A 25,452-nucleotide genomic window follows, 5' to 3' on the forward strand; every position below is an offset into this window, starting at 1 on the left:
GTCGCGGGTGTCGCGACGGCAGGAGTCTCCTGGCTCCCGGATCGACGCTCGCCCCGGCCTTCCCGTCCTCGCGGACAGTGGCCTACAGCGGGGTTCGCTCCCCGGTCACAGTGGCGGGACCGCGCCGGATTCGCACCGGCTTCCTCCCATTGCCATCGTCTGATCAGAAGAGTACGGCAGCGCGGTCGCCCTGCAAACTGTGGTTAACATCCTCCCCGTGCCGAATGTCAGAGCCCGTCCCGACGCGTGCCCCGGGGCGCTGCGCGCCCACGACGCCGCCGACGGGCCGCTGGCGCGCGTCCGCGTCCCCGGCGGCGCGGTGTCGGCCGCGCAGCTCGCCGTGCTCGGCGCCGCCGCCCGCGAGCTGGGTCGGGACGTGATCGAACTCACGTCCCGCGGCAACCTCCAGGTGCGCGGGGTCCGCGACACCGCGGCCCTCGCGGCCCGGCTGGAGGCCGCCGGGCTGCTGCCGTCGGCGACCCACGAGCGGGTGCGCAACATCGTCGCGTCCCCGCTCGGCGGGCGCGGCCCGCGCGGCGTCCTCGCCACGGACCCGCTGGTCACGGCGCTGGACGAGGCGCTCCGCGCGCGTGCGGAGCTGGCCCGGCTGCCGGGGCGGTTCCTGTTCGCGCTCGACGACGGCACCGGCGACACGACCGCGCTGGACGCCGACGCGGCCCACACCCCCGACGGCCTGCGGCTGGCCGGGACGCGGCTCGGAACCGTCCCGGGCGATCCCGTCGCGGCGCTGCTCGCGGCGGCGGAGGCGTTCCTGGAGATCCGGGGCGGCGCCTGGCGGCTCGCGGAGGTGCCGGACGGCGCGCGGCTCGTCGCGCGGCGGCTCGGCGCGGCCGTGCGGGACACGCCGCCGCGCCCGGATCCCGCGCCGCCGCACGCCGGGCTGCTCCCGCAGCGGGACGGGCTCACCGCGCTGGAGGCCGTGCCTCCGCTCGGCAGGATGTCGGGCGCGCAGGCCGAGGCGCTCGCCGCGGTCGCGGACGAGGTGCGGGTGACGCCGTGGCGCAGCGTGGTGGTGCGGGACCTGGACCGGGACGAGGCGGGCCGCGCGTCGGCGGCGCTCGCGGCGGCGGGCTTCGCGACCGACCCCGCCTCCCCCTGGGTCGGTGTGACGGCCTGCACCGGGAGCCCCGGATGCGCGAAGTCGCGCGGCGACGTGCAGGGCGAGGCGCGGCGCTTCGTGGACGGCCTGAGCCGCGCGCCCGAGACCCCCGTCCACTGGACGGGATGCGAGCGGCGCTGCGGGATGCCCCGCGGCCCGGTCGAGCTGAGGACGGCGGAGGGACAGCAGTGATCGATTACGTCCGGGACGGCGCCGAGATCTACCGGCGGTCGTTCGCGACGATCCGCGCGGAGACCGACCTGTCGGGACTGCCGGATGACGTGGCGCGGGTCGCGGTCCGCATGATCCACGCCTGCGGCATGACCGATCTCGTCGAGGATCTGGCCTGGTCGCCGGGGGTCGTGGCGCAGGCCCGGGCGGCGCTGCTGGCCGGCGCGCCCGTGCTGTGCGACGCGCGGATGGTCGCCTCCGGCGTGACCCGCGCGCGGCTGCCCGCCGGCAACGAGGTCGTGTGCACCCTGGGCGAACCGGGCGTGCCCGAGCTGGCCGCGCGGCTCGGCACGACGCGCAGCGCGGCGGCGCTGGAGCTGTGGCGCGACCGGCTCGGCGGCGCGGTCGTCGCGATCGGCAACGCGCCGACCGCGCTGTTCCGGCTCCTGGAGCTGGTGGAGGAGGGCGCGCCGCGCCCGGCGGCGGTCCTCGGGACCCCGGTCGGGTTCATCGGGGCGGCCGAGTCCAAGGAGGCGCTCGCCGCGAGCGGCCTGGACCACCTGGTGGTGCGCGGGCGGCGCGGCGGCAGCGCGATGACGGCGGCGGCGGTCAACGCCATCGCCAGTGAGGCGGAGTGATGGCGGGACGGCTGTTCGGCGTGGGCGTCGGGCCCGGCGACCCCGAGCTGGTCACGGTGAAGGCGGCGCGGCTGATCGGCGAGGCGGACGTGGTGGCCTTCCACTGCGCGCGGCACGGCCGCAGCATCGCCCGGGCCATCGCCGGGCCCTACCTGCGGGACGGGCGGATCGAGGAGCAGCTCGTCTACCCGGTGACGACGGAGACCACCGACCATCCGGGCGGCTACCAGGGGGCGCTGGAGGAGTTCTACGCCGACTGCGCCGCCCGGCTCGCCGCGCACCTCGACGCGGGGCGCACGGTCGTGGTGCTGAGCGAGGGCGATCCCCTGTTCTACGGGTCGTACATGCACCTGCACAAGCGGCTCGCGCCGCACTACCCGGCCGAGGTGGTGCCGGGCGTGACGTCGCTGAGCGCCGCGTCGGCCGCGGCGGGGCGCCCGCTGGTGGAGCGGGAGGAGACGCTGACCGTCCTGCCCGGGACTCTGCCGGGCGAGGAGCTGGCCGAGCGGCTGCGCACCGCGGACGCGGCGGCCGTCCTCAAGCTCGGCCGGACGTTCCCCAAGGTCAGGCAGGCGTTCGAGGACGCGGGGCGGCTGGGCGACGGCTGGTACGTCGAGCGGGCCGCCAGCGACCGGCAGCGCGTCCTCCCGCTCGCCGACGTCGATCCGGCGGACGTTCCCTACATGGCGCTCGCGCTGCTGACGAGCCCGGCGGAGCGCTCGTTCGCGGCGCCTCCCCCGGCGCGGCCGGAGGGGGCCGGCGGGGTGTGGGTCGTCGGGCTCGGGCCCGCGGGGCGGCCGTGGCTGACCCCGGAGGCGCAGGACGTCCTGGCGTCCGCGACCGACCTCGTCGGCTACGGCCCCTACCTGGACCGGGTGCCGCCGAACCCGAGGCAGCGGCGGCACGGATCCGGGAACCGGGTGGAGGCCGACCGGGCGCGGCACGCGCTGGAACTCGCGCGCGACGGGGCGAGGGTCGCCGTCGTCTCGTCCGGCGACCCCGGCGTGTTCGCGATGGCGACGGCCGTCCTGGAGGCCGCGGCCGGCGACGAGTTCGCGGAGGTGCCGGTGCGGGTCGTGCCGGGGCTGACGGCGGCGCACGCCGTGGCCGCCCGGGCCGGCGCGCCCCTCGGGCACGACTTCTGCGTCCTGTCGCTGTCGGACATCCTCAAGCCGTGGGACGTGGTGGAACGGCGGCTCGCGGCCGCCGCCGAGGCCGACCTGGTGATCGCCCTCTACAACCCCTCGTCGAGCCGCCGCCGGGACCAGCTCCCGGCGGCGCGCGACCTGCTGCTCAAGCACCGCTCCCCCGGGACGCCGGTGGTGGTCGGGCGGGACGTCGGCGGGCCGGAGGAGAGCGTGGCGGTGACGACGCTCGGCGAGCTGGACCCCGGCCGCGTCGACATGCGCTGCCTGCTCATCGTCGGGTCGTCCACGACCCGGGTGACCGGGCGGGGCGTGGTCTACACCCCGCGCCGCTACCCCTGAGCCCAGTCCGCGGCGGCCGCCGCGTCGGCGGTCGCCCGGACGCCCTCGGGAAGGGCCGGGCGGTCGACCATCACGACCGGCAGCCCGGCCTCGCGGGCGGCGGTGAGCTTCGCGCGGGTCATCGCGCCGCCGCTGTCCTTGGTGACCAGGACGTCCAGGCGGTGCTCGCGGATCAGGGCGTGCTCGCCGTCCACGGTGTAGGGGCCGCGCGCCAGCAGGACCCGCACGTTGGGCGGGACGGGCGGCTCCGGCGGGTCCACCGACCGGGCGAGGAACCACGCGTCCGTCCGCCCGGCGAACACCGGGAGGCTGCGGCGGCCGGTCGTGAGGAACACGCGGGCGCCGCCGGGCAGCGCCGCGGCGGCGTCCGGCAGGGACGGGACGCGCCGCCAGTCGTCGCCGTCCTCCTCGTCCCATCCGGGGCGGCGCAGCGCGAGCAGCGGCACGCCCGTCAGCCGCGACGCGCGCGCGGCGGAGGCGGTCATCCGCTCCGCGAACGGGTGCGTCGCGTCGACGAGGCGGTCGATCCGGTGCTCGCGCAGCCACGCGGCGAGCCCTTCGGCGCCGCCGAACCCGCCGATGTGGACCTCGCCGGCGGGCAGGCGGGGGTCCGACACCCTCCCGGCGAGCGAGGAGACGACGTGCACGCCGGTCAGCCGGGCCGCGAGCGCGCGGGCCTCGGCCGTCCCGCCGAGGATCAGGACGCGCCGCACGCCCGGTCCCGCCCGGCGCTGTAGAGGTGGCTGTCGGGGAACGCCGACGCGGTGAGCACGCGGCCTACGACGATCACCGCGGTGCGCCGCACCCCGGCCTCGCGCACCAGGGCCGCGATGTCGGCGAGGGTGCCGCGCAGGACCAGCTCGTCCGGGCGGCTGGCGCGGGCGACGACGGCGACCGGGCAGTCCGCGCCGTAGCGGGGCAGCAGCTCGGCGGCGACCTCCTCGATGCGCTGGACGGCCAGGTGCAGCACCATCGTGGCGCCGCTCGCGCCGAGGGTGGCGAGGTCCTCGCCGTCGGGCATCGGGGTGGCGCGGACGGCCGTGCGGGTCAGGATCACGGTCTGGCCGACGCCGGGGACGGTCAGCTCCCGGCCGAGCGAGGCCGCCGCGGCCGCGAACGCGGGCACGCCGGGGACGACCTCGTACGGCACGCCCGCCGCGTCGAGGCGGCGCATCTGCTCGGCGACCGCGCTGAACACCGACGGGTCGCCGGAGTGCAGCCGCGCGACGTCCAGGCCGCTCCGGTGGGCGGCGGTCAGCTCGGCGACGATCCCGTCCAGCGTCATGTCCGCGGTGTCGACGAGCCGGGCGCCGGGCGGGCACGCCTCCAGCAGCTCGGCCGGCACCAGCGACCCCGCGTACAGGCAGACCGGCGCGGACTCCAGGACCCGCAGGCCGCGCACCGTGATGAGGTCGGCGGCGCCGGGCCCCGCGCCGACGAAGTACACCGTCATTGCGGGTCCTTCCCGACCGTCCAGATCGTGACGGGCATCGCCGGACGCCAGGCCGTGAACCCGCCGAGCGGTCCGGCGCGCTCGACGCTGACGCGGATCAGCTCACCGCCGCGCGACCTGCGCGCCTCGGCCAGCCTGACCTCGGACTCGAGGGTCACGGCGTTGGCGACCAGGCGTCCGCCCGGCTTCAGGGCGTCCCAGCAGCGCTCCAGCACCCCGGGGCCGGTGAGGCCGCCGCCGATGAAGACCGCGTCCGGTTCGGGGAGGCCGTCCAGCACGTCCGGGGCCTCGCCCTCCACGACCCGCACGCGCGGCACGCCCAGCGCGGCCGCGTTGGCGCCGATCCGCTCGGCCCGGCGGGGGCTGTTCTCGATCGCGATGGCCTCGCAGGCCGGGTGCGCCCGCGCCCACTCGATCGCGACGCTGCCGGAGCCCGCGCCGACGTCCCAGAGCAGCTCGCCGGGCAGCGGCGCGAGGCGCGACAGCGCCACCGCGCGGACCTCGCTCTTGGTGATCTGCCCGTCGTGCTCGAAGGCGTCGTCGCGGAGCCCGGCGGTGCGGGGCAGCGGCGCCGCGTCCGGGCCGGGGACGCATTCGACGGCGGTGAGGGTCAGCGCGGAGGCGGCGGGCTCGGTCCACTCCTCCGCGATGCCGTGCCGGATCGTCTCCTCGGCCGAACCCAGGTCGCACAGCGCGGCCATCCGGCTCGGGCCGAACCCGCGGCCGGACAGCATCGCGGCGACGATGATCGGGGCCTCCCGCCCGGCACCGAGCACGACCAGCCGCCGCCCGGGGGCGATGGCCGCGTTCAGCGTCGCGGCGGGACGGCCCACGATGCTGAGGACGTCCACCCGGTCCAGCGGCCAGCCGAGCCGGGCGCACGCGAGCGAGGCCGACGACGGGTGAGGCAGCACGCGGAGCCGGTCGGCGCCGAGCATCCCGGCGAGGGTGGAGCCGATCCCGTGGAACATGGGGTCGCCGCTCGCCAGCACGGCGATCGCGCGCCCCTCGTGCCGCTCGATCAGCCCCGGCAGCGCGGGGAGCAGGGGCGACGGCCAGGCGACCCGCTCGCCGTCGCCGCCGGGGACGAGGTCGAGCTGCCTGCGGTTGCCGAACAGGACCTCCGCCGCCCGCAGCGCCTCGCGCGACTCCTCCGCGAGCCCGTCCCAACCGTCCGCGCCGATTCCCACGACGGTGATGACACGCGCGTCCACTGGCCTCCTCGTCGAACGGGGTGATCAAGCCTATAGGAGCGCTCTGGCACACTTGGCGCGGTGAAGCGGCTTTTGATCATCGGCATCGGCGCGGGCGACCCCGACCACCTGACGTTCCAGGCGGCCAAGGCCATCGCCGCCGCCGACGCCTTCCTCGTCGTGGACAAGGGCGAGGCCAAGCACGACCTGGCCGGGCTGCGGCACGACCTCATCGCGGCGCACGGCCGGCACCCGTACCGCGTCGTGGAGGCCCGCGACCCCGAGCGCGACCGGGACGCCTCCGCCTACACCGCCGCCGTGGAGGACTGGCGGTCGCGGCGCGCGCGGATCTACGAGTCGTTCGTCACCGGCGAGCTGGCCGACGGGCAGACCGGCGCGATCCTCGTCTGGGGCGACCCGGGCGTCTACGACAGCACCCTCGCGGCGCTGGAGGAGGTCGAGGCCGAGTTCGAGTGCGAGGTGGTCCCCGGCATCAGCAGCGTCTCGGCGCTCACCGCGCGGCACCGCGTCGGGCTCACGCGGGTGGGGCGCCCCGTCCACATCACCACCGGACGCCGCCTCGCCGCCGAGGGCGCCACCGCCGACGACGTGCTCGTCATGCTGGACGCGCACTGCGCGTTCGCCGAGGCGGGCGACGGCTACCACATCTACTGGGGCGCCTACCTCGGCACCCCCGACGAGATCCTCGTCTCCGGCCCGGTCGCGGAGGTGGCCGAGGAGATCCGCGCCGTGCGCGCCGAGGCCCGCGCCCGCAAGGGGTGGATCATGGACACCTACCTCCTGCGGCGCGAGTCCCCGGCGCGCACCTGACCGGCGCCGTGTTGCCAGGCGCCGTGTTGCCAGGCGCCGTGTTGCCAGGCGCCCGTGCCGGTCGGCGTCAGGCCTTGAACGCGGCGCGCTCCTCCGCCGGGGCGGCCTGCCCGGCCGCGGCGGTGACCGAGCGCCCGCGCCCGGGGATGGCCAGCGCGATGATCCCGGCGAGCAGCGCCACACCGCAGCCGATCAGCAGGCCGGCGCGGAAGCCGTCCTCGGACGGCAGCACGTGCCCGCCGAGGTCGATGGTCATCTGGGACAGCACGACCCCGACCACGGCCGCCGACACCGAGGTGCCGACCGAGCGCATCAGCGTGTTGAAGCTGTTGGCCGAGGCGGTCTCCGACCGCGGCACCGCGCCCATGATGAGGGCCGGCATCGCGCCGTAGGCGAGGCCGACGCCCATGCCGCAGATCGCCGTGACGATCATCAGCCCCCACGGGGCCCCGATCAGCAGGGTGGACGACCCGTACCCGAGCGCGATCACCAGGCTCCCGGCGACCAGGGTGATCTTGGGCCCGCGGGCCGCCGAGAGCCGGGCGCCGAGCGGGGACACCGCCATCATCAGCAGGCCGGACGGCACCATCCACAGGCCCGCGGCGACCATCGACTGGCCGAGCCCGTAGCCGGTCGCCTCCGGCAGCTGGAGCAGCTGCGGGACGATCAGCGACTGGGCGTACATCGAGAACCCGACGACGACCGAGGCGGCGTTGGTGAGCAGCACCTGGGTGCGCGCGGTGACGCGCAGGTCGACCAGCGGGTCGCGGGTCCGCAGCTCCCACCAGCCCCACGCCAGCAGGACGACGACCGTGGCGGCGAACAGCCCGATGGTCGTGCCGCTCGTCCAGCCCCAGTCGGCGCCCTTGGAGACGCCGAGCAGCAGGCACACGAGGCCGGCCCCGAGTCCGACCGCCCCCACGGCGTCGAAGCGGCCCCTGGCCTGGACGGGGGTGGCCGGCACCAGCAGGTAGATCAGCGTGGCGACGAGCGCGCTCATCGCGGCCGAGCCCCAGAACAGCACCCGCCAGCTCATGTTGTCCGCGATGACGGCCGCCAGCGGCAGGCCGAACGCCCCGCCGATGCCCATGGAGGAGCTCAGCAGCGCGATCGAGGAGCCGAGCCGCTCGGGCGGCAGCAGGTCGCGCAGCGCGCTGATGCCGAGCGGGATCATGCCCATGCCGACGCCCTGCAGGCCCCGGCCGACGACCATCGGGATCAGCGAGCCGGACAGCGCGCAGACCACCGACCCGGCGATGAGGGGCACCATGCAGACCAGCAGCATCCGGCGCTTGCCGTACAGGTCTCCGAGCCGTCCGATCATCGGCATGGCGACCGCGGAGGCCAGCAGCGTCGCGGTGACCACCCAGGTCGCGTTGGAGGCCGAGGTGTGCAGCAGCCGCGGCAGCTCGGCGATCAGCGGCACCACGAGGGTCTGCATGAACGCGGCGACGATGCCGCCCACGGCGAGAACGCCGACGATCCCGCCGGGTCGGACGGCGGGCGCGGACTCGTCCACGTGACATCCCTTCTGTCGGGTCGGGGAACCTGTGCACCATACATACGATGTGGTGGATACACAACTTATGTACGGTGCACATCCCTGTGGTAGTCATGGGGTGCGAGCATCGAGGCAGGAGCGACCCGGGCGGACCGCGCACGGGAGAAGGACCGGCATGCACAAGCCCACGGAACTGATCGAGTACGAGACCATGCTGCTCGGGCGGCACAGCCTGGCCACCCGCCGCTCCCGGCGCGAGGGCGGGCTGCTGGAGCGCAGCGCCTACATCCTGCTCAGCCGCATCCGCATCGAGGGCCCCATGTCGATCCGGCAGCTCAGCGAGGCGTTCGACCTGGACCCCTCGACGCTGAACCGGCAGACCTCGGCCATGCTGCGCGACGGCCTCGTCGAGCGCATCCCCGACCCGGCCGGCGGCATCGCCCGCAAGTTCCGCATCACCGCCGAGGGCGAGCGCCGCCTCGACAGCGAGCGCGGCCAGATCACCGCGGGCATCGACAAGATCATGTCGGAGTGGACGGCGGAGGAGGTCGAGGCCTTCGCCTCCTTCCTGCAGCGCTTCAACACCGACATCGAGCGCCTCGCCGGAAGCCCCTGGCCCCGTCCCTGACCGGGCGGGAGGCCCGTCCTCGGCGCCGATAGCCTGGGTCGATGCGCCTAGGTGTGAACGTCCCCAACTTCGGCCCCGGCACCGACCCGGGAGTCCTGCGGCAGTGGGCGCGGACGGTCGAGGGCCTCGGCTTCGACCTGCTCATGGTCTCCGACCACGTCGCGATCACGGGTGACGTCGCCGCGCAGTACCCGGCCCCGTTCTACGAGCCGTTCACCACGCTGTCCTGGCTGGCCGGCGTGACGGAGCGGGTGCGGCTCGGCACCACCGTGCTGGTCGTCCCGTACCGGCATCCGCTGCTCGTCGCCCGCATGGCCGCCAACCTCAACGACCTGAGCGGCGGGCGGCTCGTCCTCGGCGCCGGGGTCGGCTGGGCCCGCGAGGAGTTCGCGGCGCTCGGCGTCCCGTTCACCCGGCGCGGCGCCCTCACCGACGAGTACCTCCAGGCGATCCGCGCCGCGTGGGAGGACGAGGGCGACTACCGCGCGGGGCGCATCCCGCTCTGGGTCGGCGGCAACAGCGACGCCGCGCTCCGGCGGGCCGTGCGCATCGGCGACGCGTGGCACCCCCTGCGCTTCACCCTTCCCTGGCTCCGCGGCGCGCTGGAGCGGTTGAAGGCCGTCGCGGACGAGCAGGGACGTCCGGTGCCCGCCCTGGAGCCCCGCATCGCCCTGCGCCTCACGCCCTCCCCCGTCACCGGCCCTGACCGGCTCGCCGGCGAGGGCACCGTGGAGCAGGTCGCGGGCGACCTGGAGCAGTTGCGGCTGCTGGGCGCGGGCACGGTCCTCCTCGATCCCTTCAACGGCGATCCGGAGGAGACCCTGCGCCCCGGCGACGCCTGGCGGGATCTCGCGGCGGTCGCCGCCGTGCACGGCGCGGCGGACGCCGCGCCGGACGCCGCCGGGTGATCCAGGAGACCCCGGGACCGGGCATGTCCGCGGTCCGTCCACCCGGTTAACGATCAGTGAAGTTATCGTTCCCGTCACGGGACCCGGCCGCGGCGCGGCAGTAGGCTCGGCGCGAAGCCAGCGCAGGTCGGAGAGGAACCGGGTCCTTGAGCGTGATCAATGTGGGGCAGGCGATCGTCCTCGGGATCGTGGAGGGCCTGACCGAGTTCCTCCCGGTCTCCTCGACCGGGCACCTGAAGATCACCGAGGGTCTGATGGACATCCCGGTGGACGACAAGGCCGTGGTCGGGTTCACCGCGGTGATCCAGGTCGGCGCGATCGCGGCGGTGCTGGTGTACTTCTTCGCCGACATCGTCCGGATCGTCAAGGCGTGGGGCGTCGGGATCGCCCGGCCGTCCGAGCGCTACCACCACGACTACAAGTTCGCCTGGTGGGTCGTCTACGCCACCATCCCGGTCGTGATCGTCGGGGTCGCGGCCAAGCCGCTCATCGAGGGCCCGCTCGCCTCCCTGTGGGTGGTCGCCGGGTCGCTGATCGGCGGCAGCGCCGTGATGTTCGCGGCCGACCGGCTCGGAAAGCACAAGCGCGGCGAGGACGACACGTCCCTCACCGACGCGATGCTGATCGGCTCCTCGCAGATCCTCGCCCTGCTGTTCCCCGGTTTCTCCCGGTCGGGCGCGACGATGTCGACCGGGCTCATGCTCGGCCTCGACCGGGTCGCCGCGACCCGCCTGTCGTTCTTCATGGGCATCCCCGCGCTGACCGGCGCCGGCATCTACGAACTGCCGTCCGCGCTCGGCTCGGGCGCCGGCGTCCTGCCGCTCGCGGTGGGCACGCTGGTGTCGTTCGTCGTGGCCTACGCCTCCATCGCCTGGCTGCTGCGGTTCGTGGCACGGCACAGCTTCACCTCGTTCGTGGTCTACCGGATCGTCGTCGGCCTCCTGCTGTTCGGCCTGCTCGGCGCGGGGACGTTGAACGCCTGAGCCTCGCGGGGTAGGAGAGACTGTCACGGTCCGCACGCCGGCGGGAGCACGGCGTGTGCTCTCACCCCGCTGAGGAACGGAGCGCCGAGCATGGAAGACGCGATGTGGGCCGGAACGGTCTCCATCACCGGGTACGGGAACGACGTGCTGGAGGCGTACCTGGCGCGGCCGCTGGGCGACGCCCCGCGCGGCGGCGTCGTGGTGATCCACCACATGCCCGGCTACGACCCCGGCACCAAGGAGTTCGTCCGGACGTTCGCCGCGCACGGGTTCGCCGCGATCGCCCCGAACCTGTACTCGCGCGAGGGCGCGGGAGTCAGCCCGGACGACCAGGCGGCCGCCGCCCGCGCCAAGGGCGGCGTCCCGGACGAGCAGCTCGTCGGCGACGTCGCCGGGGCCGCCGCGCATCTGAACTCGCTCGACCACGCCAACGGCCGCGTCGGTGTGATCGGCCACTGCTCGGGCGGGCGGCACGCGTTCCTCGCCGCCTGCGAGCTGGACCTCGACGCGGCCGTCGACTGCTACGGCGCCTTCGTCGTCGACGACCCGCCCGAGGACTACCCGACCTCCGCCCGGTCGATCGTCTCCAGGGCGCCCGGCCTGTCGTGCCCGCTGCTCGGCCTGTTCGGCGAGGAGGACCGGTTCCCCGCGCCCGAGGAGGTCGCCGCGCTGGACGCCGAGCTGACCAGGCTCGGCAAGGAGCACGAGTTCCACACCTACCCCGGCGCGGGGCACGCGTTCTTCGCCGTGGAACGGCCCGCGTTCCGTCCCGCCGCCGCCAAGGACGGCTGGCAGAGGATCTTCGCCTTCTTCGACCGCCACCTGGGCGCCTGAGAGGAGACCCCATGTGCACCTACCAGACGGTGACGATGGAGCTGGACGGCGCCGCGAAGGGCGCGAGCGGCTGGTTCACGCTGACCGGCGGCGCGGTCTACGTCGACCACCCGTACCACGCCTGCCACGAGCACACCGTGAACATCGACTTCACCAACGCCGGGGAGGGACCCTCCGCACGCGTCGCGGTGGAGCTGACCGAAGAATCGGCCCTGGCGCTCGTCGAGGCCGTCCAGGCGGCCCTCGCCGCCGCCCCTCCCGGCCTCGCCTCGACCGCCGGCTGAAATGAGGATTTGCTGCACGGTCATTTAAGGAAAGGCCGAAACAGGCGGGACGCGTCCGTTTCCAGGTGAATTGGCGGTATGGCGCCACGACCCCTTACGTTGGCATCGTCGCTCATCGCATACATGTCGTTACGGACATGTTCCATATCCGCTTGGAGAGGACCTCAATGGAGATCCCGCTCGTCATCGACCCCGCCGGCAGCGACGTCCAGGGAGAGGCCGCGAAGCTGCGGGCGCGGGGGCCGGTGACCCCGGTGGAACTGCCCGGCGGCGTCGTCGCCTGGGCGGTGACCGGCCAGGAGCAGCTCAAAAGACTGCTGGCCGACCCGCGGGTGTCCAAGGACCCGAACCTGCACTGGACGAAATGGATCGACGGCGAGATCGCCGAGGACTGGCCGCTGAGCCTGTGGGTCTCGGTGCGGAACATGTTCACCGCCTACGGCGACGACCACCGGCGGCTCCGCACGATCATCTCGCGGGCGTTCACCCCGCGCCGCACCGAGGCGCTGCGGCCGGACGTCGAGGAGATCACCCGGTCGCTCCTGGACGGCCTGGCCGCCTCTCCCGGAGGCCGCGCCGACCTGCGCGAGGCGTTCGCCTACCCGCTGCCCATCGAGGTGATCTGCCGGCTGTTCGGCGTCCCCGACGAGACCCGGCCCGCGCTGCGCCGCTGCGTGGACGGCGTGTTCAACACGGCGCTGACCGCCGAGGAGGCCTTCGCCAACCAGACCGAGATGTACGGCATCCTCCAGGACTTCGTGGCGTTCCGGCGCCGCGAGCCCGCCGACGACCTGGCCGGCGTGCTCATCTCCTCCCGCGACGAGGACGGCTCGCGGCTGAGCGAGCAGGAGCTGGTCGACACGCTGATCCTGATGATCTCCGCCGGGCACGAGACGACGGTGAACCTGCTCGACCAGGCGATCACGGCGCTGCTGACGCACCCGGACCAGTACGCGCTCGTCCGGTCCGGCGAGGTGCCGTGGACGGAGGTCATCGAGGAGGCGCTGCGCTGGCAGGCGCCGGTCGCGAACCTGCCGCTGCGCTACGCCGTGGAGGACATCGACGTCGACGGCGTGACGATCGGCAAGGGCGAGGCGATCCTCGCCGTCTACGCCGCCGCGGGACGCGACCTCGCCCTGCACGGCGACGACGCCGACCTGTTCGACGTCAGGCGGGCGAACAAGGAGCACATCGCGTTCGGGCACGGCGTGCACTACTGCGTCGGCTCCCACCTCGCGCGCCTGGAGGCCGAGATCGCGCTGCCGGCGCTCTTCGGCCGCTTCCCGGACATGGCGCTCGCCGTCGACCCCGCCGAGCTGCGTCCGGTCGAGTCGTTCATCTCCAACGGCCACCGGGCCCTGCCGGTCGTGCTCGGTTCCTGAGCGCCTCCGCTAGCCGTCGCGGCGCGCCCGGGCCCGGCGCTTGCCCTCGTGCATCGCCTGGACCCGGGCGATCGGGATCGTGCGGCCCTGCTCGACGAGGTCGGCGGGGACCGGCTGCGGCTCCGGCATGAGCTCCGTCCAGACGTCGCGGCCGGCGAGCAGGGCGGGGGCCGTGCGGATCGTGAAGTCCGAGGGCGCGACCCGGTCGAGCTCGTCCCAGGGCACCGGGAACGAGACGGGCGCGCCCGGACGGATCCGCGGGCTGTAGGCGGCGACGACGGTCGCGCCGCCCGCGCGGGTGGAGTCGAGGAACACCTTGCCGCCGCGGTCCTCGCGGATGAACGCCGTGGTGGCCAGGGCGGGGTCGAGCCGCTCGGCGCGGGCGGCCAGGGCGCGCGTCGCGGCGGCGACGTCCTCGGCGCGCGTGGCGCCGTCCAGGGGCACGAACACGTGGACGCCCTTGGCGCCGCTGGTCTTCACGGCGCCCCGCAGGCCCGAGTCGTCCATCGCGCGGCGCACCAGGTGGGCGGCGGCGACCGCGGCGGCGAACGCGTCCTCGCCGGGCGGGTCGATGTCGAGGACCAGGTGGGTGGGCCTGTCCCACGTCTCGGCGCGCACGAGCGGCGGGTGGTACTCGACGGCGCGCTGATTCGCGAACCACAGCAGCGTGCGGCGGTCGTCGCACAGCGCGTAGGACACCTCCCGCTGCGAGGTCGCCGCCCACACCGCCACCGTCCGCACCCAGGACGGGGTGTACTTCGGCGTGTTCTTCTGCATGAACGGCTTCTGGCCGCGCAGCACGCGCTTGACCGACAGCGGCCGGCCTTCGAGTTGCGGGACCAGGCATCCGGCGACGGCGTCCAGGTAGTCGACCAGGTCGCGTTTCGTCGCGTCCGCCCCCTCGAACAGGGGCTGGTCGAGGTTCGTCAGCCGAACCCCGTCACGCTCTTCTTCGGCGCTCACCTCTCCAGCTTCGCACGCGGCGCCGACAACGCCGTGGGGTAGCGTCGCCCCCATGTACGTACCGGCGCATTTCTCGGCGGACGACGCCGAGGTCAGGGAGCTGCTGGCCGGATGCGGGGCGGCGGACCTCGTCACCGCCTCCCCGCGGGGGCTGGTCGCGACGTACCTGCCCGTCCTGTACGACCCGTCGGTGGGCGAGCACGGCGCGATGCTGGCGCATGTGGCGCGCAACAACGACCAGTGGCGCGAGCCCGCCGCCGGGGAGTCGCTGCTGATCGTCCACGGGCCGGACGCGTACGTGTCGCCGTCCTGGTACGCGTCCAAGGCCGAGCACGGGCGGGTCGTGCCGACGTGGAACTATCTCACCGCCCACGTCTACGGGCACCTCGTCGTGCACGACGACACGGCGTGGGTGGAGTCGATGGTCCGCCGCCTGACCGACCGCCACGAGCGGGGCCGCGCCCCGTCCTGGGCCGTCGACGACGCACCGCCCGCGTTCGTCGCCGGGCAGCTGCGCGCGATCGTGGGTCTGGAACTGCGCGTCACCCGCGTCGAGGCCAAGGCGAAGATGAGCCAGAACCGCCCCGAGGCCGACATCGCGGGCGTCGTCGCGGGCTACCGGGCCCAGGGCGACACCGCCATGGCGGACGCGGTGGAAGCGGCGAAGGCGAGGAGCGAGGGGTAGCACGCCGGGTCAGCGCGGGCGCCAGGGGGATTCCGCGGACGTCGGACGGGCGTCTGCCGCCACCCGCAGCGCGTAGGTGGGGGCGGCGGCGCCGTCCACGGGGCCCAGGTAGTCGTGGCCGGTGAGGTGGCACCAGGCCGGCAGGTCGATGGGGGCCGCCGGATCGGCGGCGACGAGGTGGACGACGGTACCGGGCGCCAGGTCCGCGATACGGCCGCGCAGTTCGAGCAGGAGGCGCACGCAGGAACGGTCGCCGCCGTCGATGACGACCGGGTCCGAGCTCATTCCCACCTCCGGTTCCGCGACGCCTTCCGGCGTAGGGGGAAATATAGAGCTTTGAGGTGACAAGGGCGGTGTCCAGACCGGGGCGGCCTGGGCGGTGCGGCCGGTTCCCCGCCCGTCCGAGCGGCGACGAGCACGCTTTGATCAAAGATTTCCGGCGCGGTCATCCGGGGCCCGGGCCCGAGCGTCAAGTTCGTGTCCGGAGCGGCTGGGCGGCGGCGGGACGGCGCGGCTCCGGCACGCGTCCTCCAGGACGGCAAAACAGGATCAATCACTAGTGAACGGGTTCGTCGGCGATATGGATGAGGGAGGTCCTAGACTTGACTCTTTCTTTCAGGTTTCGTCCAGCTTTGGAGCTTACAGTCGCAGTGAAGTACCCCCCGTTGTCATCCAGGTGAGGAAATCGGCTTTGGGGCGAGTCATGGATCTCGGAGTGGGACGCGTGGAGCGCACGGAGACCTGCGGGACGCTGACGTTCCCGGACGAGGTCGACCTCAGCAACGGCGAGGCGGTCCTCGCGCAGGCCGTCCGGCTCCTGGACGACGGGACGCCCGCCCTGATCCTCGACCTGACCGGCTGCACCTTCTGCGACTCCAACGGGCTGAACGTCATCACGCGGTCGCAGATGCGGGCGACCGAGCTGGGGGTGCCCATGTGGGTGGTGCTGCCGCCGCGCGGGATCGTCCGCCGGGTGTCGGAGGTGGCGGGGCTCCAGCGCCGCGTGGCGATCGCCCCGGACGTGGCGACGGCCCGCGAGGCGCTGTCGGCGTCGGCGAGCGGGTAGCCGCCTCAGCGCTCCAGGGCGCGGTCGATCCACTCGTCCGCGACGCCGAGGAGCAGGTGGCCCGCGCCGAGGATGCTGGCGTCGCGGCCCGCGCGGGAGGTGGCGATCTCCAGGTTGCGGGTGGCGAGCGGCAGGCAGCGCTCGTAGATGACGCCCCGGATCGTCGCGACGAGCGGCTCGGCGTTGGACAGGCTGCCGCCGATGACGAGCGCGTCGGGGTTGAAGAAGTTCACGAGCGCGGTCAGCACGTCGCCGATGAGGCGCCCGGCCGTGCGCACCGCGCTGGTCGCCTGCGGGACGCCGTCGGTGACGAGGTCGACGATCCGGGACGGGTTGTCGACCTCGATGCCCTGGGCGCCGAGGGACGCGGCGAGAGCCGCGCCGCTGGCGTGGGCCTCCAGGCAGTCGGGGTGTCCGCAGGAGCAGTCGACGGTGGCCTCGGACAGGATCCGGACGTGGCTGATGTCGCCCGCCGCGCCGCGCCCGCGGTGCAGCCGCCCGTCGACGATGACGCCGCAGCCGATGCCGCTGCCGAGTTTGATGACCATCACGTTGTCGAGGCCCGGCCATGACCCGCGGTGCTCGCCGACGGCCATGAGGTTCGCGTCGTTCTCGACCAGCGCCGGGACGCCGGCGCCGCCGGCCACGTAGTCGCGGACGGGGAAGTCGTTCCAGCCGGGCATGCGCGAGGGCGAGACGACCTGGCCCGTCGCCGGGTCGACCGGGCCGGGCAGCCCGATCCCGACGCCGCGGACGGGGACGTCCCGCAGGCCGTGCTCGCGGGCGAGGGCGTGCAGGCTGCGCAGGACCGCCGCCAGCGTCTCCTCGGGCCCGAGGGCGATGTCGCAGGCGAGGTCGGACAGCGCGAGGGGCGTCCCCGCGAGGTCGGCGACCGCGAGGCGGGCGTGGTGCGCGCCGAGGTCGGCGACCAGGTACACCCCCGCCTCGCGGGCGAGCCGAAGGCGGCGGGGCCGCCGGCCCCCGCGCGAGGCCCCGGCGCCTTCCTCTGCGAACAGGCCGGCCTCGATGAGCTGCTCGACCCGCAGCGAGACGCTGGAGGCGGCGAGGCCGGAGAGCCGGGCGAGCTCGGCCCGCGACTCCGCCTGGCCGGTCGCCACCAGCCGCACGAGTGCCGCCGGTCCGTCGTCTCTGCTGTTACGCACCCCAGATAGATAGCATGCGCGAACTTGGTACGGCAACGCGTTGACTTACGTCGATTTGACGCTCTATCGTCCTCTTTGACTTCGATATCGAAGGAAGTTGGGACGTAGGTGACCGAATGATCGAGGTTCGCGGCCTGTACAAGCGCTTCGGCGACCACACCGCCCTGCGCGAGGTCGATCTGGACGTGGCCCGCGGCGAGGTCGTCGTGGTGATCGGCCCGTCCGGGTCGGGCAAGTCGACGCTCTGCCGGTGCCTGAACCGGCTGGAGACGCCGGACGCCGGCGTCATCCGCATCGACGGCGAGGAGCTGCCCGCCGAGGGCCGCGCCCTCGCCCGCCTCCGCGCGGACGTCGGCATGGTCTTCCAGTCGTTCAACCTGTTCCAGCACAAGACCGTCCTGGAGAACCTGACGCTCGCGCCCACCCGGGTGCGCGGCGTCTCGCGCTCCGAGGCCGAGCGGACCGCGCGCGAACTGCTCGACCGGGTCGGCATCGGCGAGCAGGCCGGCAAGCTGCCCGCGCAGCTGTCCGGCGGCCAGCAGCAGCGCGCCGCGATCGCCCGCGCGCTCGCGATGCGGCCGAAGGCGATGCTGTTCGACGAGCCGACCTCGGCGCTCGACCCCGAGATGGTCGGCGAGGTCCTCGACGTGATGACGGGCCTCGCCCGCGACGGGATGACGATGGTGGTCGTCACCCACGAGATGGGCTTCGCCCGCCGGGTCGCCGACCGCGTCGTGTTCATGGCGGACGGCGAGGTCGTCGAGACCGCGACGCCGGCCGCCTTCTTCGACTCCCCCGCCAGCGACCGGGCCCGGGACTTCCTGGCCAAGGTCCTCAGCCACTAGTGCTACCCCGGCGCGCCGCCCATGGCGCGCCACCCGAGAAAGGTTGATGATCATGGTGCGTACCCCTGCGGGGATGCGGCGGGCGGCGGTGGCCGCGGTGGCCGCGCTGTCGCTGACGGGCCTGGCGGCCTGCTCCGGCGGCGACTCCGACTCCGCGGTGCCCGGCTCCGGCGGCGGCAAGGGCGACGACCTGGCGGCCTCGGCCCCGGTCGCCGCGAGCCTGCCCGCCGGCTCCACCATGGAGAAGATCAAGCAGCGCGGCGAGCTGGTGGTGGGCGGCTCGCTGGACGCGCCGCTGCTCTCCCAGCAGAACCCGGCGACCAAGAAGGTCGAGGGGCTGGACGCCGACTTCGGCCGGCTGCTCGCCAAGTACATCATCGGCAAGCCCAACGTGAAGATCGTCAACTCGGCGTCGGAGACCCGCGAGGCGCTGCTGGCCAACGGCACCGTGGACGTGGTGTTCCAGACCTACAGCATCACTCCGGAACGCGCCAAGCAGGTCGCGTTCGCCGGGCCGTACTACAGCTCCGGCCTGGTCATCGCCACCAAGAAGGACGAGACGGGCATCAAGGCCCCGGCCGACCTGAAGGGCAAGACCGTCATCGCGGGCGCCAACACCCCGGCGATCCCGGCCATCAAGAAGGCCGCCCCCGGCGCGAAGATCGTCACGTTCGGCAGCGACCCCGAGTGCGTGCAGGCCCTCAAGCAGGGCCGCGGCGACGCCTACGTCCAGGACGAGGCCGTGCTGCTCGCGACCGCCAAGCAGGACCCGTCCATCCAGATCCAGGGCAAGCCGTTCACCAGCGACCCGTACGGCATCGGCCTCAAGCACGGCGACGCGCAGATGAAGCAGTTCGTCAACGACTGGCTCAAGCAGATCCAGCAGTCGGGCCTGTGGGCGAAGGTCTGGAAGAACTCGATCGGGACGGTCGTGCAGGGCGAGGCGCCGCAGCCGCCCGCGATCGGCTCGGCCCCGGGCTCGGAGTGAGCGGAGGCCCCGCCCTGTCATGAACGTCATCACCGACCACCTCGGGGAGTTCGGCGACGGCCTGCTGCTCACCGTCGAGCTGACGCTGCTGGCCCTCGCCGGAGCCCTCGCGACCGGGACCGCGGTCGCCGCGATGCGGGTCAGCCCGGTGCGCGTACTGCGCGCCGCCGGGATGGCCTACGTCGAGGTGCTGCAGAACATCCCGCTGCTGGTGTGGCTCGTCATCGCCGTCTTCGGGCTGCCCGAGATCGGGGTGATCGCCGGGCTGTTCACCACCTCGGCCGTCGTCATCGCCCTCTACCAGGGGGCGTACACGGCCGAGGCGATCCGCTCCGGGATCAACGCGGTGCCGGCCGGGCAGGGCGAGGCCGCCCGCGCGCTCGGGCTGACGTTCGTCCAGTCGCTGCGGCTGGTCGTCCTGCCGCAGGCGCTGCGGACGGTCGTCCAGCCGCTCGGCAACATCGCGATCATGACGCTGATGAACACGGCGCTGGCCGCCGCGGTCGGCGTGGTCGAGCTGACCGCCGCCGCCAACCGGGTCAACCTCGCCGAGGCGCAGCCGATCTGGATCTTCGTGACGGCGGGACTGGCCTACATGGCGCTGTCGGCGGTCTTCGGCCTGGTGACCGGCGGCCTGGAACGGAAGCTGGCGATCCTGCGATGAGCTCCTCGCGCCTGCTGTTCGACGAGCCGGGCCCTCGCGCCCGGCGCCGCATCCGCGTCGCCACGGCGCTGACCCTGCTCGGCGGCGCCGTCCTGGTGGCGCTCGCGCTGCGCCAGTTCGGCGAGAACGGCCAGCTCGCCGCCGACCGGTGGCGCCCGTACGGGACGTGGCCGATGTGGCGGTACCTGCTGGAGGGACTGCGCTCCACGCTCTACGCGGCGGCGGTGTCGATCGCCCTCGCCATGGCTGCCGGCATCGCGCTCGCCCTCGGGCGGCTGTCGCCGGCGCGGTGGCTGCGCGTCCCGTCCGCGGCCTACGTCGAGATCGTCCGGACGGTCCCGGCACTGCTGCTGGTCTACGTCGTGCTGTTCGCGCTGCCGAAGTACGGCCTCGACCTCCCGCTGTTCTGGAAGCTCGTCGTCCCGCTGACGGTGTCCAACGCCGCCGCGTTCGCGGAGATCTTCCGGGCGGGGATCCGGTCGGTGGAGCGCGGGCAGCTGGAGGCGGGCCTCGCGCTCGGCCTGACCCGCGGGCGGGCGATGCGCCTGGTCGTGCTGCCGCAGGCGGCGCGGCGCGTCCTGCCGTCGCTGGTCAGCCAGTCCGCCGGGCTGCTGAAGGACACCTCGCTCGGCTACGTCGTCAGCTACGCCGAACTGCTCTACAGCGGGAAGGTGCTGGCGAACTACAACCACCTGCTCATCCAGACCTACCTGGTGATCGCACTGATCTACCTGGTGATCAACGCGTCGCTGGCCAAGCTCGCGCGGACGCTGGAGGCGCGGCAGCGGACCCGTCCGTCCCGCGCCGTCCGCGAGGCCGCCGCGGCGGCGCGACCGTGAGGACCGACATGTACGAAGTACTGGCCGAGGTCGTGCGCAACGGCTTCGCCGAGAGCCGCCACTACGGCAGCGTCGCCGGGTTCGCCCCGGACGGCTCCCTCGCGCACGCGCGGGGCGCCGTGGCGGAGACCGTGCTGCCGCGCTCCACGACCAAGCCGTTCCAGGCCCTCGCCTGCCTGAAGGCGGGCGCGCCGCTGGCGGGCGAGCGCCTCGCGATCGCGGCCGGCAGCCACACCGGCGAGGACTTCCACGTCGAGGCCGTCGAGGGCATCCTCGCGGACGCGGGGGTCGGCGTGGACGCCCTGCGCTGCCCGCCGTCCTGGCCCGAGGACGAGGCGACCAGGAACGCGCTGGTCAGGGCGGGCGAGGGCGAGTCGCGGGTGCGGATGAACTGCTCCGGCAAGCACGCCGCCATGCTCGCCGCGTGCGCCGCCAACGGCTGGCCGCTCGACACCTACCTCGACCCGTCGCACCCCCTGCAGCGGCTGGTGCGGCAGGTGATGGCCGACTGCGCCGTGGAGGACCCCTCGCCCGTCGCGATCGACGGGTGCGGCGCCCCGCTGTTCGGGCTCACCCTGACCGGGCTGGCCCGCGCCGCGCGGTCCCTCGTCCTGGACGAGGACGCCCGCCCGGTCGCCGACGCGATGCGCGCCCACCCCGAGTACGTGGGCGGGACGGGGCACGTCAACACCGAGCTCATGCGGGCGCTTCCCGGCTCGGTCGTCAAGGGCGGCGCCGAGGGCGTGCTCGTCGCCGCCACCGCCGAGGGCCGCGCCGTCGCGGTGAAGGTCATCGACGGCAGCCCCCGCGCCACCACCGCCATCGCGCTGCGCGCGCTCGCCGCGCTCGGCGCCGACACCACCCAGGCCGACCCGCTGGGCGCCGTCCCCGTCCTCGGCGGCGGACGCCCGGTGGGAGAGATCCGCACCATTCCGGAAGGACGTCCGTGAGCCTCACCTACGAGATCTGCATCGACAGCGTCGCGGGGGCCGTCGCCGCCGAGAAGGCGGGCGCCCACCGCGTCGAGCTGTGCGCGGCGCTGTTCGACGGGGGGCTCACCCCGACCCTCGGCACGGTCCGCGCCGCGCTCGCCGCCGTGTCGTCGATCAGGGTGCACGTCATCATCCGCCCGCGCGGCGGCGACTTCATCTTCGACGAGCACGAGGTCGCGGCGATGGAGCACGACGTCGCGCTGGTCCGGGAGGCCGGCGCGCACGGCGTGGTGATCGGCGCCCTCACTCCCGAGGGGACGGTCGACCTCCCCGTCGTCGAGCGGCTCATGGCGGCGGCGGACGGGCTGCCCGTCACCTTCCACCGGGCCTTCGACATGGCCGCCGACCCGTTCGGCACGCTGGACGTCCTCGCCGGGCTCGGCGTGGCCCGCGTCCTGACGTCCGGGCAGGACGCGAGCGCGCTGGAGGGCGCCCCGCTGATCGCCGAGCTGGTGCGGCACGCCGGGGACCGCGTCATCGTGATGCCCGGCGGCGGCGTCACCGACCGCAACGTCGCGCGGGTCGTGGCGGAGACCGGCGCCCGCGAGGTCCACTTCGCCGCGCTCAGCGAGGAGCCGAGCCCGGCCGTGCACCGCAACCCGTACCCGTTCATGGGCGGGGAGCTGCGCAGGCCGGAGTACCAGCGCCTCGTCACCACGTCCGGCGGCATCGCCTCGGTCATCCGTGCCGCCGGCTAGCTAGCGCGCCCTCCGCCGGCGCCCGCGCCTCCCCGCGCGGGAAGGGTCAGGGCTTGCGGGCGACGGCGGCGTAACCGGCCACTTCGGCGGGCTCGCCCCAGGGAGTGTGCTCGGGACGCCACCTGGACATGGAGACGACTCCGGGGTCCAGGAGTTCGAGGCCGTCGAAGAAGCGGGTGACGGCCGCGCGCGTGCGCGGCACCATCGGATTGGCCGACTTCTCGTTCCAGTCCTGCTGCGCCTCGGCCTGGGCGGTCTCCCCCGCGTCGAAGTCCAGGGTGGCGTGCGTCATCACCACGTGGCTTCCGGACGGCACGGCGTCCAGCAGCACGTCGAGGACGCGGCGGGCCTCGCCGTCGTCGTGGACGAAGTGCATGATGCCCAGCAGCATGATCGCCACCGGCTCTCCGAAGTCGAGCGTCGCGGCGGCCTTCGCCAGGATGTCGCCCGGTTCGCGCAGATCGGCGTGGATGTAGTCGCAGGCGCCCTCGGGGCTGCTGCTGAGCAGAGCCCGCGCGTGGGTCAGCACCAGGGGATCGTTGTCCACGTAGACGATGCGCGCGTCCGGCGCCGCGCGCTGCGCGACCTCATGGGTGTTGTCCATGGTCGGCAGGCCGGTGCCGATGTCGAGGAACTGGCGGACGCCGGCCTCGCCCGCGAGGTGGCGGACGGACCTGCCGAGGAACGCGCGGTCGGCGAGGGCGATGTCGACGATCTGCGGGAACATGGCCCGGAACTGCTCGGCGGCCCGCTGGTCGACCTCGTAGTTGTCCTTTCCGCCGAGCAGGTGATTCCAGACCCGCGCCGAATGCGGAACGTTCGTGTCGATCTCCGGTCCCTCGGCCACGGCGGCACCTCCAAGATCCTCGGTTTCCGCCCAAACCTAGCGCCGCGACGAGCCGGCCGCCCACCGGTCGCCCGACCCGGACGGGCGCACCGCGGTCGGGCGGTTCTTTACGTGATCTTGTGATTTCGCGGATGCCGGTGAGTTGCGAACGGGGCATGGATCTCTGCGACCGGTGCCGGAACGTCACGGCGGACCGGGCCGGGACGGCATGACGAGCGGGAGCGGGCACATGCAGGTGAAGCTGGAGGCGGAGCTCGGCCGCATCCCGATCGTCGACGTGGCGCCGGTGGTCGGGTGCGGGCGGTGGCCGGCGAAGGCGGTGGTGGGTGAGACCGTCGAGGTGTCGGCGACGGTGTTCCGGGAGGGGCACGAGCGGCTGGGCGCGGCGGTGGTGCTGCGGACGCCGGAGGGCGAGGAGCTGGCGCCGCGGCGGATGAGCGAGGTCGGGGCGGGGCTGGACCGGTGGTCGGCACTGGTGACGCCGACGGAGATGGGGTCGTGGTCGTTCCGGGTGGAGGCCTGGGGGGACCCGATCGCGCACTGGCGCCACGACGCCCGGATCAAGGTTCCGCGCGGGCAGGACGTCGAGCTCATGTTCGCCGAGGGCGTCGCGCTGTTCACGCGGGCGGCGCGCGAGGCGCCGTCGAAGGACCGCCGTGTCCTGGCCCGGGTCGCCCGGTTCCTGTCGGACGAGGACGAGGACGCCCTGGAGCGGCTCTCCGCGACCGAGGATCCGACCGTGCTGGACGTGTTGCAGCGTTATCCGTTGCGGGATCTGCTGACGGTCAGCGACTGGTACCCGCTGGTGGTGCACCGGCAGCGGGCCCTGTACGGGGCCTGGTACGAGTTCTTCCCCCGCTCCGAAGGCGCCGCCTTCGACCCCCTGGGACGGCGCGGGCCGACCTCGGGCACCCTGCGCACCGCGATGAAACGCCTCCCCGCGATCGCCGACATGGGCTTCGACGTCGTCTACCTCCCACCCATCCACCCCATCGGCACCAGCCACCGCAAAGGCCCCAACAACACCCTGGACGCCGGCCCCTACGACCCCGGCTCCCCCTGGGCCATCGGATCACCCGACGGCGGCCACGACGCCGTCCACCCCGACCTGGGCACCCTCGACGACTTCGACGCCTTCGTCGCCCACGCCGGCGACTGCGGCCTGGAAATCGCCCTCGACCTGGCCCTGCAATGCTCCCCCGACCACCCCTGGGTCCACGACCACCCCGAATGGTTCACCACCCGCGCCGACGGCACCATCGCCCACGCCGAGAACCCGCCCAAGAAATACCAGGACATCTACCCCCTCAACTTCGACAACGACCCCGACGGCCTCTACACCGCCGTCAAAGACCTCATCCACCACTGGACCAACCACGGCGTCCGCATCTTCAGAGTCGACAACCCCCACACCAAACCCGTCGCCTTCTGGGAACGGCTCCTGGCCGACATCCACACCACCGACCCCGACGTCCTCTTCCTGGCCGAGGCCTTCACCCGCCCCGCCATGATGCACACCCTCGCCAAAATCGGATTCCACCAGTCCTACACCTACTTCACCTGGCGCAACAGCGCCGAAGAACTCACCGAGTACATGCGCGAACTCACCGGCCCCGCCGCCGCCTACATGCGCCCCAACCTCTTCACCAACACCCCCGACATCCTCAACGAATACCTCCAGCACGGCGGCCGCCCCGCCTTCGAGATCCGCGCCGTACTCGCCGCCCTCCTCTCACCCACCTGGGGCATCTACTCCGGCTACGAACTCTGCGAGAACACCCCCGTACGCCCCGGCAGCGAGGAATACCGCGACTCCGAGAAATACCAGTACCGCCCCCGCGACTGGGAAACCGCCGACCGCACCGAAACCACCATCGCCCCCCTCATCACCACCCTCAACACACTCCGCAACACCCACCCCGCCCTCCAACAACTCCGCAACCTGCACTTCCACCACATCGACCAACCCGAACTCCTCGCCTTCTCCAAACGCCACCTCGACGACACCGTCCTGACCATCGTCAACCTCAACCCCCACCAACCCCGCGAAGCCACCATCCACCTCGACCTCCCCGCCCTCGGCCTCCCCGACGACCCCGACCAACCCCACACCGTCACCGACCAACTCGACGGCACCACCTACACATGGCGCGGATCGAACTACGTCCGCCTAGACCCACGAAAAAACCCCGCACACATCCTGACCTTCGAGGGTGCGCGGGGTTCTCGAAAGCGTTGACTTGCGGCGTGTTGCCCCTATGGGCGCTCGCAGAAGGGCAACACGCCGCA

27 protein-coding genes and 1 riboswitch are annotated in these 25,452 nt (G+C 73.6%); of the genes, 19 read left to right on the top strand and 8 right to left on the bottom strand.

The annotated features are described in order from the left end of the window. Nucleotides 1-172: riboswitch (cobalamin riboswitch) on the bottom strand. 45 nt (nucleotides 173-217) lie between these two features. Genes cobG through BKA00_RS13785 form a run of 3 tightly spaced genes read left to right on the top strand, consistent with a single transcriptional unit; the run spans nucleotide 218 to nucleotide 3,416 of the window. After that, entirely contained in the window at nucleotides 218-1,312 is a 1,095-nt protein-coding gene (gene cobG, locus BKA00_RS13775) for a precorrin-3B synthase (RefSeq protein WP_185025266.1), read from the top strand. After that, nucleotides 1,309-1,929 carry a precorrin-8X methylmutase gene (locus BKA00_RS13780; RefSeq protein ID WP_230299030.1) on the top strand — a complete coding sequence of 207 codons (621 nt, stop codon included), beginning with the start codon at nucleotides 1,309-1,311 and terminating at the stop codon, nucleotides 1,927-1,929. Before cobG ends, BKA00_RS13780 begins: the two co-directional genes overlap by 4 nt. Continuing rightward, a complete protein-coding gene (locus BKA00_RS13785) occupies nucleotides 1,929-3,416 on the top strand; it encodes a precorrin-2 C(20)-methyltransferase (RefSeq protein ID WP_185025268.1) in 1,488 nt (495 codons plus the stop codon). The genes BKA00_RS13780 and BKA00_RS13785 overlap by 1 nt, the downstream gene beginning before the upstream one ends. Here BKA00_RS13785 and BKA00_RS13790 read toward each other — a convergent pair. From BKA00_RS13790 to cbiE, 3 genes are read right to left on the bottom strand one after another with little or no spacing between them, the layout of a single operon-like run. After that, complete coding sequence (locus BKA00_RS13790; protein WP_185025269.1) at nucleotides 3,407-4,129, bottom strand: cobalt-precorrin-6A reductase; 723 nt, start codon at nucleotides 4,127-4,129, stop codon at nucleotides 3,407-3,409. The two genes, BKA00_RS13785 and BKA00_RS13790, sit on opposite strands and share 10 nt — an antisense overlap. After that, on the bottom strand, nucleotides 4,114-4,869 hold the full coding sequence (cobM, locus tag BKA00_RS13795) for a precorrin-4 C(11)-methyltransferase (RefSeq protein WP_185025270.1): 756 nt from the start codon (nucleotides 4,867-4,869) through the stop codon (nucleotides 4,114-4,116). The genes BKA00_RS13790 and cobM overlap by 16 nt, the downstream gene beginning before the upstream one ends. Then, on the bottom strand, nucleotides 4,866-6,083 hold the full coding sequence (gene cbiE / locus BKA00_RS13800) for a precorrin-6y C5,15-methyltransferase (decarboxylating) subunit CbiE (RefSeq protein WP_185025271.1): 1,218 nt from the start codon (nucleotides 6,081-6,083) through the stop codon (nucleotides 4,866-4,868). The genes cobM and cbiE overlap by 4 nt, the downstream gene beginning before the upstream one ends. Before the next feature lie 60 nt (nucleotides 6,084-6,143). Between cbiE and cobF the strand changes: the two genes are divergently transcribed. Then, complete coding sequence (gene cobF, locus BKA00_RS13805; protein WP_185025272.1) at nucleotides 6,144-6,893, top strand: precorrin-6A synthase (deacetylating); 750 nt, start codon at nucleotides 6,144-6,146, stop codon at nucleotides 6,891-6,893. Nucleotides 6,894-6,960: 67 nt separating this feature from the next. On the opposite strand, the gene BKA00_RS13810 is transcribed toward cobF, so the two are convergent. Beyond that, nucleotides 6,961-8,412, bottom strand: coding sequence for an MFS transporter (locus BKA00_RS13810; RefSeq protein ID WP_185025273.1), 1,452 nt, complete (start codon nucleotides 8,410-8,412; stop codon nucleotides 6,961-6,963). Between the two features lie 157 nt (nucleotides 8,413-8,569). Here BKA00_RS13810 and BKA00_RS13815 point away from each other — a divergent pair, with 157 nt between their 5' ends. The 6 genes from BKA00_RS13815 to BKA00_RS13840 all read left to right on the top strand — a co-directional run bounded on the left by BKA00_RS13815 (nucleotide 8,570) and on the right by BKA00_RS13840 (nucleotide 13,413). Next, entirely contained in the window at nucleotides 8,570-9,022 is a 453-nt protein-coding gene (locus BKA00_RS13815) for a MarR family winged helix-turn-helix transcriptional regulator (protein ID WP_185025274.1), read from the top strand. A 41-nt stretch (nucleotides 9,023-9,063) separates the two neighbouring features. Continuing rightward, nucleotides 9,064-9,930, top strand: a complete 867-nt coding sequence (locus BKA00_RS13820; protein ID WP_185025275.1) for an LLM class flavin-dependent oxidoreductase — start codon at nucleotides 9,064-9,066, stop codon at nucleotides 9,928-9,930. Nucleotides 9,931-10,082: 152 nt separating this feature from the next. Further along, nucleotides 10,083-10,913: an undecaprenyl-diphosphate phosphatase gene (locus BKA00_RS13825; RefSeq protein WP_230299040.1), complete on the top strand. Its 831-nt coding sequence runs from the start codon at nucleotides 10,083-10,085 to the stop codon at nucleotides 10,911-10,913. A gap of 90 nt (nucleotides 10,914-11,003) precedes the next feature. Then, the gene (locus BKA00_RS13830; RefSeq protein ID WP_185025277.1) at nucleotides 11,004-11,747 is read left to right on the top strand and encodes a dienelactone hydrolase family protein; all 744 of its coding nucleotides are present in this window, start codon (nucleotides 11,004-11,006) and stop codon (nucleotides 11,745-11,747) included. Between the two features lie 11 nt (nucleotides 11,748-11,758). After that, nucleotides 11,759-12,031, top strand: a complete 273-nt coding sequence (locus BKA00_RS13835; protein ID WP_185025278.1) for a DUF6295 family protein — start codon at nucleotides 11,759-11,761, stop codon at nucleotides 12,029-12,031. Nucleotides 12,032-12,183: 152 nt separating this feature from the next. Then, on the top strand, nucleotides 12,184-13,413 hold the full coding sequence (locus tag BKA00_RS13840; RefSeq protein ID WP_230299031.1) for a cytochrome P450 family protein: 1,230 nt from the start codon (nucleotides 12,184-12,186) through the stop codon (nucleotides 13,411-13,413). A 9-nt stretch (nucleotides 13,414-13,422) separates the two neighbouring features. On the opposite strand, the gene ligD is transcribed toward BKA00_RS13840, so the two are convergent. Next, entirely contained in the window at nucleotides 13,423-14,376 is a 954-nt protein-coding gene (ligD, locus tag BKA00_RS13845) for a non-homologous end-joining DNA ligase (protein WP_185025279.1), read from the bottom strand. Between the two features lie 52 nt (nucleotides 14,377-14,428). Between ligD and BKA00_RS13850 the strand changes: the two genes are divergently transcribed. Beyond that, complete coding sequence (locus tag BKA00_RS13850) at nucleotides 14,429-15,061, top strand: FMN-binding negative transcriptional regulator (protein ID WP_185025280.1); 633 nt, start codon at nucleotides 14,429-14,431, stop codon at nucleotides 15,059-15,061. A 9-nt stretch (nucleotides 15,062-15,070) separates the two neighbouring features. On the opposite strand, the gene BKA00_RS13855 is transcribed toward BKA00_RS13850, so the two are convergent. After that, nucleotides 15,071-15,346: a sulfurtransferase TusA family protein gene (locus BKA00_RS13855; protein WP_185025281.1), complete on the bottom strand. Its 276-nt coding sequence runs from the start codon at nucleotides 15,344-15,346 to the stop codon at nucleotides 15,071-15,073. Nucleotides 15,347-15,764: 418 nt separating this feature from the next. On the opposite strand from BKA00_RS13855, the gene BKA00_RS13860 reads away from it, so the two are divergent. Further along, nucleotides 15,765-16,127 (top strand): STAS domain-containing protein, encoded by a 363-nt coding sequence (locus BKA00_RS13860; RefSeq protein WP_185025282.1) that lies wholly within the window; start codon nucleotides 15,765-15,767, stop codon nucleotides 16,125-16,127. Nucleotides 16,128-16,132: 5 nt separating this feature from the next. Here BKA00_RS13860 and BKA00_RS13865 read toward each other — a convergent pair whose 3' ends face one another. Beyond that, nucleotides 16,133-17,290 (bottom strand): ROK family protein, encoded by a 1,158-nt coding sequence (locus tag BKA00_RS13865; protein WP_230299032.1) that lies wholly within the window; start codon nucleotides 17,288-17,290, stop codon nucleotides 16,133-16,135. Between the two features lie 116 nt (nucleotides 17,291-17,406). Here BKA00_RS13865 and BKA00_RS13870 point away from each other — a divergent pair, with 116 nt between their 5' ends. The 6 genes from BKA00_RS13870 to BKA00_RS13895 are packed head-to-tail and all read left to right on the top strand — an operon-like array spanning nucleotide 17,407 to nucleotide 22,316. Then, a complete protein-coding gene (locus BKA00_RS13870) occupies nucleotides 17,407-18,135 on the top strand; it encodes an amino acid ABC transporter ATP-binding protein (RefSeq protein WP_185025283.1) in 729 nt (242 codons plus the stop codon). Between the two features lie 52 nt (nucleotides 18,136-18,187). Next, complete coding sequence (locus tag BKA00_RS13875) at nucleotides 18,188-19,123, top strand: glutamate ABC transporter substrate-binding protein (protein WP_185025284.1); 936 nt, start codon at nucleotides 18,188-18,190, stop codon at nucleotides 19,121-19,123. A 19-nt stretch (nucleotides 19,124-19,142) separates the two neighbouring features. Beyond that, entirely contained in the window at nucleotides 19,143-19,787 is a 645-nt protein-coding gene (locus tag BKA00_RS13880) for an amino acid ABC transporter permease (RefSeq protein ID WP_185025285.1), read from the top strand. Continuing rightward, nucleotides 19,784-20,626, top strand: a complete 843-nt coding sequence (locus tag BKA00_RS13885) for an amino acid ABC transporter permease (RefSeq protein WP_185025286.1) — start codon at nucleotides 19,784-19,786, stop codon at nucleotides 20,624-20,626. Before BKA00_RS13880 ends, BKA00_RS13885 begins: the two co-directional genes overlap by 4 nt. A gap of 8 nt (nucleotides 20,627-20,634) precedes the next feature. After that, nucleotides 20,635-21,576, top strand: a complete 942-nt coding sequence (locus tag BKA00_RS13890; protein WP_185025287.1) for an asparaginase — start codon at nucleotides 20,635-20,637, stop codon at nucleotides 21,574-21,576. Further along, complete coding sequence (locus tag BKA00_RS13895; protein WP_185025288.1) at nucleotides 21,573-22,316, top strand: copper homeostasis protein CutC; 744 nt, start codon at nucleotides 21,573-21,575, stop codon at nucleotides 22,314-22,316. The genes BKA00_RS13890 and BKA00_RS13895 overlap by 4 nt, the downstream gene beginning before the upstream one ends. Before the next feature lie 46 nt (nucleotides 22,317-22,362). Here BKA00_RS13895 and BKA00_RS13900 read toward each other — a convergent pair whose 3' ends face one another. Continuing rightward, a complete protein-coding gene (locus BKA00_RS13900) occupies nucleotides 22,363-23,163 on the bottom strand; it encodes an SAM-dependent methyltransferase (protein WP_230299033.1) in 801 nt (266 codons plus the stop codon). A 229-nt stretch (nucleotides 23,164-23,392) separates the two neighbouring features. Here BKA00_RS13900 and BKA00_RS13905 point away from each other — a divergent pair, with 229 nt between their 5' ends. Further along, entirely contained in the window at nucleotides 23,393-25,402 is a 2,010-nt protein-coding gene (locus tag BKA00_RS13905) for an alpha-1,4-glucan--maltose-1-phosphate maltosyltransferase (protein WP_185025289.1), read from the top strand. The last annotated feature ends 50 nt before the right edge of the window (nucleotides 25,403-25,452 follow it).

The organism is Actinomadura coerulea (genome assembly GCF_014208105.1).
Lineage (GTDB): Bacteria > Actinomycetota > Actinomycetes > Streptosporangiales > Streptosporangiaceae > Spirillospora > Spirillospora coerulea.

Excerpts from the sequence above, each read along its gene's own strand:
- BKA00_RS13835 (WP_185025278.1), top strand. The coding sequence starts at position 11,759 with ATGTGCACCTACCAGACGGTGACGATGGAGCTGGACGGCGCCGCGAAG.
- BKA00_RS13855 (WP_185025281.1), bottom strand. The coding sequence starts at position 15,346 with ATGAGCTCGGACCCGGTCGTCATCGACGGCGGCGACCGTTCCTGCGTG.
- BKA00_RS13890 (WP_185025287.1), top strand. The coding sequence starts at position 20,635 with ATGTACGAAGTACTGGCCGAGGTCGTGCGCAACGGCTTCGCCGAGAGC.
- BKA00_RS13850 (WP_185025280.1), top strand. The coding sequence starts at position 14,429 with ATGTACGTACCGGCGCATTTCTCGGCGGACGACGCCGAGGTCAGGGAG.
- BKA00_RS13885 (WP_185025286.1), top strand. The coding sequence starts at position 19,784 with ATGAGCTCCTCGCGCCTGCTGTTCGACGAGCCGGGCCCTCGCGCCCGG.
- BKA00_RS13785 (WP_185025268.1), top strand. The coding sequence starts at position 1,929 with ATGGCGGGACGGCTGTTCGGCGTGGGCGTCGGGCCCGGCGACCCCGAG.
- BKA00_RS13870 (WP_185025283.1), top strand. The coding sequence starts at position 17,407 with ATGATCGAGGTTCGCGGCCTGTACAAGCGCTTCGGCGACCACACCGCC.
- BKA00_RS13820 (WP_185025275.1), top strand. The coding sequence starts at position 9,064 with ATGCGCCTAGGTGTGAACGTCCCCAACTTCGGCCCCGGCACCGACCCG.
- BKA00_RS13860 (WP_185025282.1), top strand. The coding sequence starts at position 15,765 with ATGGATCTCGGAGTGGGACGCGTGGAGCGCACGGAGACCTGCGGGACG.
- BKA00_RS13815 (WP_185025274.1), top strand. The coding sequence starts at position 8,570 with ATGCACAAGCCCACGGAACTGATCGAGTACGAGACCATGCTGCTCGGG.
- cobM (WP_185025270.1), bottom strand. The coding sequence starts at position 4,869 with ATGACGGTGTACTTCGTCGGCGCGGGGCCCGGCGCCGCCGACCTCATC.
- BKA00_RS13875 (WP_185025284.1), top strand. The coding sequence starts at position 18,188 with ATGGTGCGTACCCCTGCGGGGATGCGGCGGGCGGCGGTGGCCGCGGTG.
- BKA00_RS13830 (WP_185025277.1), top strand. The coding sequence starts at position 11,004 with ATGGAAGACGCGATGTGGGCCGGAACGGTCTCCATCACCGGGTACGGG.
- BKA00_RS13880 (WP_185025285.1), top strand. The coding sequence starts at position 19,143 with ATGAACGTCATCACCGACCACCTCGGGGAGTTCGGCGACGGCCTGCTG.
- BKA00_RS13905 (WP_185025289.1), top strand. The coding sequence starts at position 23,393 with ATGCAGGTGAAGCTGGAGGCGGAGCTCGGCCGCATCCCGATCGTCGAC.